Source organism: Eubacteriales bacterium, assembly GCA_041390245.1.
In the GTDB taxonomy this organism is placed as follows: Bacteria; Bacillota; Clostridia; order Christensenellales; family JAWKQI01; genus JAWKQI01.
Genome location: JAWKQI010000004.1, coordinates 225,170 through 233,349, shown reverse-complemented (window position 1 = coordinate 233,349; position 8,180 = coordinate 225,170). Strand labels below are relative to the sequence as shown.

The 8,180-nt window shown below is 39.3% G+C and carries 7 protein-coding genes and 1 other annotated feature; of the genes, 1 reads left to right on the top strand and 6 read right to left on the bottom strand.

Going from position 1 to position 8,180, the window contains the following annotated elements:
- From R2876_06690 to R2876_06665, 6 genes are all read right to left on the bottom strand, one after another.
- A partial coding sequence (locus tag R2876_06690) for a radical SAM protein (protein ID MEZ4358290.1) occupies window positions 1–267 on the bottom strand: 267 nt, incomplete at its 3' end.
- Window positions 242–2,347, bottom strand: coding sequence for a ribonucleoside triphosphate reductase (locus tag R2876_06685; GenBank protein MEZ4358289.1), 2,106 nt, complete (start codon window positions 2,345–2,347; stop codon window positions 242–244). The genes R2876_06685 and R2876_06690, both read right to left, overlap by 26 nt.
- Window positions 2,348–2,456: 109 nt before the next feature.
- On the bottom strand, window positions 2,457–3,059 hold the full coding sequence (locus R2876_06680; GenBank protein ID MEZ4358288.1) for a TatD family nuclease-associated radical SAM protein: 603 nt from the start codon (window positions 3,057–3,059) through the stop codon (window positions 2,457–2,459).
- On the bottom strand, window positions 3,049–3,825 hold the full coding sequence (locus tag R2876_06675) for a TatD family hydrolase (GenBank protein ID MEZ4358287.1): 777 nt from the start codon (window positions 3,823–3,825) through the stop codon (window positions 3,049–3,051). Before R2876_06675 ends, R2876_06680 begins: the two co-directional genes overlap by 11 nt.
- Complete coding sequence (gene metG / locus R2876_06670) at window positions 3,826–5,760, bottom strand: methionine--tRNA ligase (protein ID MEZ4358286.1); 1,935 nt, start codon at window positions 5,758–5,760, stop codon at window positions 3,826–3,828.
- Between the two features lie 56 nt (window positions 5,761–5,816).
- Window positions 5,817–6,043, bottom strand: a binding site (T-box leader).
- A gap of 77 nt (window positions 6,044–6,120) precedes the next feature.
- On the bottom strand, window positions 6,121–7,296 hold the full coding sequence (locus R2876_06665) for a PLP-dependent aminotransferase family protein (protein MEZ4358285.1): 1,176 nt from the start codon (window positions 7,294–7,296) through the stop codon (window positions 6,121–6,123).
- A 186-nt stretch (window positions 7,297–7,482) separates the two neighbouring features.
- On the opposite strand from R2876_06665, the gene R2876_06660 reads away from it, so the two are divergent.
- Window positions 7,483–8,175, top strand: a complete 693-nt coding sequence (locus tag R2876_06660) for a hypothetical protein (GenBank protein MEZ4358284.1) — start codon at window positions 7,483–7,485, stop codon at window positions 8,173–8,175.
- Window positions 8,176–8,180 lie beyond the last annotated feature (5 nt).

Sequence of the window (8,180 nt, the reverse complement as noted above, 5' to 3'; positions counted from 1 at the left end):
CTTTGCCTTTTTAATCCACTTTATAAGCTCGGGCTGCAATAGTGCCTCCCCGCCGCTAAAAGTCACAGCATCTAGAAAACCTAATCTGGAAGATAAAAAACTAAACGCTTCTTTAATCGGCATTACCCCAGTATCCTTATTTAAGATATGGCGGTTATGGCAATACCAGCAATTAAGATTACATCCGGAGAAAAACAAGATAGCTGTTATTTTCCCCGGATAATCTACAAACGAATTTTTATTAAGCGTTATGTTCAATTTGCTCATTGTTAATTACAAATTTTTTCCTATTTAAATATTCTTCTTTTTTGCCGGGGTTGTAATTATTTACAGGCCTTAAATATCCGGTGACTCTAGACCATACTTCTGTTTCCTTCCCGCATTCCGGGCAATTAAAGTGCTCGCCGGCAATGTATCCGTGGCTGTCGCAGACGCTAAATGTAGGTGTTAAAGAAATATAAGGTATTTTAAATTGCTCAAACGCTTTTTTGATAAGGGCTTTTGCCACATTTATATCTTCTATTCTCTCACCTAGATATAAGTGCTGAACCGTCCCGCCGGTATAAAGAGACTGCAGCTTATCCTGTAACATAAGCGTTTCAAATATGTCATCGGTATAGCCGACCGGAAGCTGAGAGGAGTTCGTATAATAAGGTACATTCTTTCCTGCCGCTATGATATCCGGATAACGCTGGCGGTCTAGATTCGCGAGGCGGTAACTCGTACCTTCTGCAGGAGTTGCTTCAAGGTTATAAAACTGCCCTGTCTCCTCCTGGAACTGTTTCATTAAGTCTCTTAAGAAATTCATTATCTCTATCGCAAAAGCCTGGCCCTCTTCCGTCTCAATTCCTCTGCCCATAAAGTTAAGCAAAGCTTCGTTCATGCCGATTATTCCGATAGTGTTAAAATGGTTATACCAATATTGCCCGAAACGTTTTTTTACCTGCCTTAAGTAAACCATGGAATAAGGATATAAACCCTTATCCGTCTGATCTTCTATTATTTTCCTCTTTATTTCAAGAGACGTTTTGCCGATCTCGGCTATCTTTTTAACGTTTTCAAAAAATTCCTCTTTCGTTTTAGCTTTGTAGCCTATCCTGGGAAGGTTAATAGTAAATACGCCTATAGAGCCTGTAAGTGGATTAGAGCCAAACAGCCCGCCTCCGCGCTTTCTAAGTTCAGTAGTATCTATCCTAAGACGACAGCACATAGAAACCGCATCTTCCGGTGACAGATCCGAATTTACATAGTTTGCAAAATAAGGTATACCATATTTACATGTTATCCTCATGAAATCATCTACAACTTCACTATCCCAGTCAAAGTTTTTGGTAATATTAATAGTCGGTATCGGGAAGGTAAAGACCCTGCCTTTTGCATCCCCTTCGAGCATTACTTCACAAAATGCCTTATTGAATAAGTCCATCTCTTTTTGGAAATCTCCATATACGTCTTCCGTTTCCACTCCGCCCATTATAACCGGGTGATTTTTTAGAGTGGAGGGAACTTTTATGTCAAATGTCAAATTAGAAAAAGGACACTGGAACCCAACTCTGGTAGGAACGTTTATATTGAATACAAATTCCTGCAGGCACTGTTTTACCTGTGCAAAACTCATATTGTCTTTTCTTATGAACGGAGCGCAATAAGTATCGAAAGAAGACCATGCCTGAGCCCCTGCCGTTTCGCCTTGTGTTGTAAAAGTTGAATTTACTACTTGCCCAAGAAACGTACGAAGGTGTTTGGCAGGCCTTGATTCCACTTTGCCCGGAATACCGCCAAATCCATCTCTTAAAAGCTGCCTTAAATCCCAGCCTGCACAATACGGGCCGAAAAACCCTAAATCATGTATATGGCAAGCACCGCTCTCGTGCGCTTCGCGCACTTCCTGCGGATAAATTTCATAAAGCCAGTATTTTTTCGTAAAAGCCTCACGGACATAATTGTTAAGCCCGTTTACGCTCTTTTGCGTATTTGCGTTTTCTTTAATAGACCAATCCCTGTCTTTTAAATAGTCTGAAAACATGTCTATAGTCGCTCCGACAAGAGCATTCATTTCTCTTGCAGATTTTCTCTTTTCACGATACAAGATGTAAGATTTAGCCGTTTTTGCGTGCCCGTTTTTGATAAGCACGCGCTCGACAATATCCTGTATATTTTCCACCTCTGGTATGTGTTCGCTACCATACTGCATATATGCAATGTCCACTACCTGTTGTGCTAATCTCTCAGCCAACTGGAAGTCATCTCCTCCCATGGCTTTAGCTGCCTTAAAAATAGCGTCAGCAATCTTTTGCTTGTCAAATTTCTCTATTCTGCCGTCTCTTTTAATTATCCTGTCTATCATGGTCCAGTTCCTCCTTAGCGATTGCTTATATTCCCAACGGAAAATATTGTATGGTATCATTATAAGATATACAACATATAGTGTCAATTGGTTTTTAAAAATTTTTAATTTATTTAATATACGGCCTAACTCTGAATCTAGCCCCTACCTCTTTTGCTATTTTTTCACACTTATCGATATTTTCCTTGCCTATTACATCAACTACGCTAAATGTCACTTGAATTCCCTTTTCAATACATTTCTTCGCAAAATCTATCATATGGTCAAACGCTTCTTCACCGTATATACTATTGCATATTTTCTGGTATTCTGCTGCTGTCGGTGCATTCATACTGACAGATACATTGTCTACAATGCCGGCGATGTCTTTAGTTACATCTCTGCCATGATATGCATTTGCCTGCCCATTTGTATTGACACGTATATAAAACCCTTTTTCCTTAAAGTATTTAGCCACTTTAACTAATTCGTCTATCTTGATCATCGGTTCCCCAAAACCGCACATGACCATTTTTTTTAATCCCGTAAATTTTTCCGCCTCGGCTATTATTTCTTCGGCTGTCGGTTCCTTGTCAAGCCATAATTCAAATCCTGCTATACCGTTATTTGTATTCCTTATACAGAAATTGCATCTGTTGGTGCATTTGTTCGTGAAATTAACGTAGAGCGCATCTTTTATCTTATATACATAGATGTCCTTTTTATCCTTCATATTTCTCCAATACATTAAAAAGACGCTTAAAATTTACTATGTTTATTTCACGCATCTCTTCAAATGATATCCCCTTTATTTGAGACAGTTTTTCAATGGTATACCTAACATTTTCCGGCCTGTTCGTCTTGCCGCGAAACGGTTGCGGCGATAGATAGGGGCTGTCTGTCTCTGCCATTAGCCTGTCAATTGGCACATAATCCGCAGCTTCTACAACCGACACGGCATTTGAAAATGTAACCGTTCCGGAAAACGATATATAAAACCCCATGTCAAGAGCTATCTTCGCCGTCTCTTTAGAGCCGCTGAAACAATGAAAAACGCCGTTGACTCCGCTATGAGCTTTAAGTATATCGATAGTATCTTTAGTTGCTTCCCTCATGTGTATTACAACTGGAACTTTTAAGCTTTTAGCCAAAGACAGCTGTTTTTCAAAAACGTCTTTTTGAACGTCTTTAGGCGAGAACTCATAGTGGTAGTCAAGCCCGATCTCCCCAATAGCAACCGTCCTTTTAAAATCCAAAAGCTTCTTTATTTTATCAACAGTTAAATCGCCAAAATCTTTTGCCTCATGGGGGTGTACCCCTACAGCGCAGAAAACTCTTTCGTTTTCTTTGGATATTGAAACCACCTTATCCATATCATTTAAACAGGTGGCGCACTCCATAAAACCGGCCAGATCCTTATTTAAAGATAACAAGATGTCTTTTCTGGCACTATCAAGAGCCTCGTCGGTAACGTGTGCATGGGTATCAAACAGCCTCATTTAGTTCACCTTTAACCCGTCGCCTAAATCTTTGTCAGACGTCATAAGAGTAAGTTTCTCTCCTTCCCCGGCAGCAAGCAGCATGCCGAAAGACTCAACTCCCCTTATCTTTGCCTTCTTTAAGTTGGCAATCACTATTATTTTTTTGCCTATAAGCTCTTCGCAAGTATATGCATTTTTAATTCCGGAGACTATCTGCCTTGTTTCATCTCCTATTTTCACCTTAAGTTTATACAATTTATCGCTTTTTTCAATAGTCTCGCAGGATACTATTGTAGCTAAGCGCAGGTCTAGTTTAGCAAAATCTTCATATGAAATTTCACCTGCAGCAGATTCTTTTTTTTCTTCTGTTTCTTTTTTTGCCACCTCGGCTTGTTTTTTTGTCATCTCTTCTAATTCTGCTAATTCTTTTTTAACATCTATCCTTGGGAATATTGCTTTCCCATTAACAACTTTTGTAGATCCAAGCCTTCCGAATTTTGCTGTTTTTACGTCGCGCAACTCTTCACTAACACCAAGTCTTGATAATATCTCTTTTGATGTATCCATTAAAAATGGATTAAGCGCTATACCGACAATCCTAAGCCCCTCGGCTAAATGATACATGACAGACGCCAGCCTTTTCTTTTTAGTTTCATCCTTAGCCAGGACCCACGGACGAGTTAAATCTATATATTTATTCAGGCTACCTACTAAATCCCAAATATCCGAAAGCGCTTCAGGGATATTAAGTGCATCCATATCTTTAACTATCCGTGGCATAAGTGAAGTCGTTTTTTGTTCGATCTCTTCGTCGAATTCCGTCTTTTCTATATTTACCGGCACTGTTCCGTCAAAATATTTTTCCACCATTGCAATAGTCCTTGAAAGCAGGTTGCCTAAATCGTTTGCAAGGTCTGAATTTATCCTGAATAGCAGTTCTTCATTTGAAAACACACCATCCTGCCCAAACGGGACTTCTCTAAGTAAGAAATACCGTATGGCGTCAACGCCGTACCTGTCTATAAGTTTAACAGGGTCTACTACATTTCCTTTGGATTTACTCATCTTTCCGCCGTCTAAGACTAACCAGCCATGCCCAAAGACCTGCTTTGGCAGCGGCAGCCCTAATGCCATTAACATAATCGGCCATATGATTGTATGGAACCTAACTATCTCCTTTCCAACCAGATGCAAATCCGCCGGCCAGTATTTTTCAAATTTAGACTGGTCCTCTCCTAAATATCCAAGAGCTGTTATGTAGTTAGAAAGCGCATCCAACCATACGTAAACCACATGCTTTTTATCAAAATCCACGGGTATGCCCCATTTAAGCGAGGTCCTGCTTACACATAAATCCTCTAAGCCCGGACGCAAAAAGTTATTTAGCATCTCGTTCTTTCTGGATTCCGGCTGTATGAACTTAGGATGGCTTTCTATGTATTTTATCAATTTTGGCGCATACTTGCTCATCTTAAAGAAGTATGCTTCCTCCCTTGCCTTTTCAACAGGTCTTCCACAATCCGGGCATTTGCCGTCTACTAACTGCCTCTCTAACCAGAACGCCTCGCACGGAGTGCAGTACCAGCCTTCGTATTCACCTTTATAAATATCGCCTTGTTCATAAAGCTTATCAAACATCTTCTGAACGGATTTAACGTGCCGCTCATCAGTGGTCCTTATAAAATCATCGTTTGATATCTGCATTAAGCTCCACAAGTCTTTAATCGTTTCGACTATAGAATCTACATACTCTTTCGGCGAAACATTTTTTTCTTTGGCTATTCTCTCTATCTTTTGCCCATGCTCATCGCTCCCCGTCAAAAACATGACGTCGTATCCCTGCTGGCGTTTAAAGCGTGCTATGGCATCTGCGGCCACAGTACAATAAGCATGACCTATATGCAGTTTATCACTCGGGTAATAGATAGGAGTTGTAATATAGTATTTTTTCATAAATAAGTCTCCTTAAATTCCTTTGCTTATTTAAAAAGCCCCTAAAACCTTTTGGGTATAGGGGCATTATAATAACACGGTACCACCCTATTTGTCCGTTTTTAACGGCAACTTTAGGTTAGCGATTATAACGTATCGCTCAAAAAACGGCTTAAAGCTAATAAATTCACTTAAGCGGCTACAAAAACCATGTTCACATTTAAACCTGATACCGGTTTTCACCTTGCCCGGCTCTCTTTTAATAAGGCTTATAAACGTTACTCTTTTTTGTCATTGCTTTTAAAATATATATTTGTAAAAATTATAGTATTACGCCCATTAAATGTCAATATTTGAGGGCTTGTACAATATATTTTTTACTTATATGAAAGTTTTTATTACTTCAGATAATTTCTCTATTCCAATATTTATCTTTTCTTCGCTGGCCATGGAAAAATTAAGCCTTAGAGTGTTTTTATGCCCGCCAGCGGCAAAGAAATATGTTCCAGGCACAAAAGCAACTTTTGCCTTAACAGCTGCTTTAAACACTTCAACCGCATCTACATAGTCAGGAAGCGTCGCCCATATAAATAACCCACCGTCCGGATGCGTAACTTTTATTTCCTCTGGAAAATATTTTTTTATAGCAGACTGCATTGCATTGATCTTCTTGGTATACATTTTACATATTTTTTTTATATGTCCGTCTAACATTCCCTCTTTCACATACTCAAGGGCTATTTCCTGTGTAAGGTTTGGCGTATGCACGTCTATCCCCTGTTTTAATATATTAAACTTTGCAATTATATCAGAAGAAGCATTAACAGCGCCTACACGCAGCCCCGGTGAAATTATCTTTGAAAAACTCAGCAGATTAACTACTATGCCCTGCGTATCCATGCTCTTTATAAGCGGGAGTTTTTCTCCGCTGTATCTTAACTCACGATATGGGTCGTCTTCTAATATAAGTACGTTATATTTTTTACATACGTCATAAACTTCCTGCCGGCGTTTTTTGCCCATAGTCTTCCCTGTTGGATTTTGGAATGTAGGAATGGTATATAAAAATTTAGGTTTGTTTTTAACGATAGCATCTTCAAGCTCTTTTAATATTATGCCCTCATCATCCATAGCAACTTCAACTACGTTAGCTTCATAAGTAAGAAAAGTCTGCAGCGCTCCCAAAAACGTAGGGCTTTCAACAAGTACGCTGTCCCCTGGGTTCAAAAACGCTTTGCTCATAAGCTCTATTCCCTGAGACGAGCCAGTAGTTATGATAATCTCATTATTTGAAGCGTTAACGCCGTATTTTTTATACATATCAACAACTACATCTATAAACGCAGGCATTCCAAGCGTTCCGCCGTATTGTAAGATAGTATCGCCTTTTTCCAAAAGTGATTTTTGTGAGATTTTGGCTATTTCCTCTTTAGGGAAGCTTTCCGGCGCCGGATTCCCTCCCGCAAAGGATATTATATCCGGGTCTGCCAGAAGCGAAAATATCTGACGGATAGCGCTGCCGGATACATTATCAAGCCTTTTTGCAAAACTGTACATTTTATTCTCCTACTTTTAAATATTAATTTATTATAAAATGTTTTTATAAATATTTCAAATATATAAAGGAAAATTAAGAATACTATTTAATAGCATAATTTGATATAATTATCTTCTAAAATCGATATCATGTATGATATAATAAAAATGTTTTATATTTTATAAACGAAAGGAGATTTTTAACATATGGAATACTCACACGAAGTTGAGCAAATGACCTGCGTAAAAAAAGGTCCTAAACATGGCCCGGCGCCAATTCCCTGTGAAGGAAAATGGGTCGAATCAAAAGAAGTAAGTGACATTTCAGCTCTAACGCATGGCGTTGGCTGGTGCGCTCCACAGCAGGGAGCCTGTAAACTTACTTTAAACGTCAAAAGTGGAATAATAGAGGAAGCTTTGATTGAAACACTTGGATGTTCTGGTATGACACATTCAGCCGCAATGGCAGCGGAAATCCTTCCTGGAAAGACTATATTAGAAGCCTTGAATACAGACTTGGTATGTGATGCTATAAACACAGCTATGAGAGAACTTTTCTTGCAGATAGCTTACGGAAGAAGCCAGACTGCTTTTTCAGAAGGCGGCCTCCCGATCGGTGCAGGCCTTGAAGACTTAGGAAAAGGCCTTCGTTCACAGATCGGCACTATGTACTCTACAAAAATTAAAGGCCCAAGATACTTAGAAATGGCTGAAGGGTATGTCCTTGAAGTCGGCCTTGATGAAAACGATGAAATTATCGGATACAAATTTGTAAATTTAGGCAAAGTAATGGATGCAATCAAAGCCGGCAAATCCTATCAGGAAGCTTTTGAAAAAAACATCGGTACTTATGGGCGTTTCGCGGATGCAGTTAAAGTAATTGATCCGCGCAAAGAATAGGAGGG

Coding starts and splice junctions, on each gene's coding strand:
- R2876_06685 (MEZ4358289.1), bottom strand. CDS start 2,347: ATGATAGACAGGATAATTAAAAGAGACGGCAGAATAGAGAAATTTGAC.
- R2876_06680 (MEZ4358288.1), bottom strand. CDS start 3,059: ATGAAGGATAAAAAGGACATCTATGTATATAAGATAAAAGATGCGCTC.
- R2876_06675 (MEZ4358287.1), bottom strand. CDS start 3,825: ATGAGGCTGTTTGATACCCATGCACACGTTACCGACGAGGCTCTTGAT.
- metG (MEZ4358286.1), bottom strand. CDS start 5,760: ATGAAAAAATACTATATTACAACTCCTATCTATTACCCGAGTGATAAA.
- R2876_06665 (MEZ4358285.1), bottom strand. CDS start 7,296: ATGTACAGTTTTGCAAAAAGGCTTGATAATGTATCCGGCAGCGCTATC.
- R2876_06660 (MEZ4358284.1), top strand. CDS start 7,483: ATGGAATACTCACACGAAGTTGAGCAAATGACCTGCGTAAAAAAAGGT.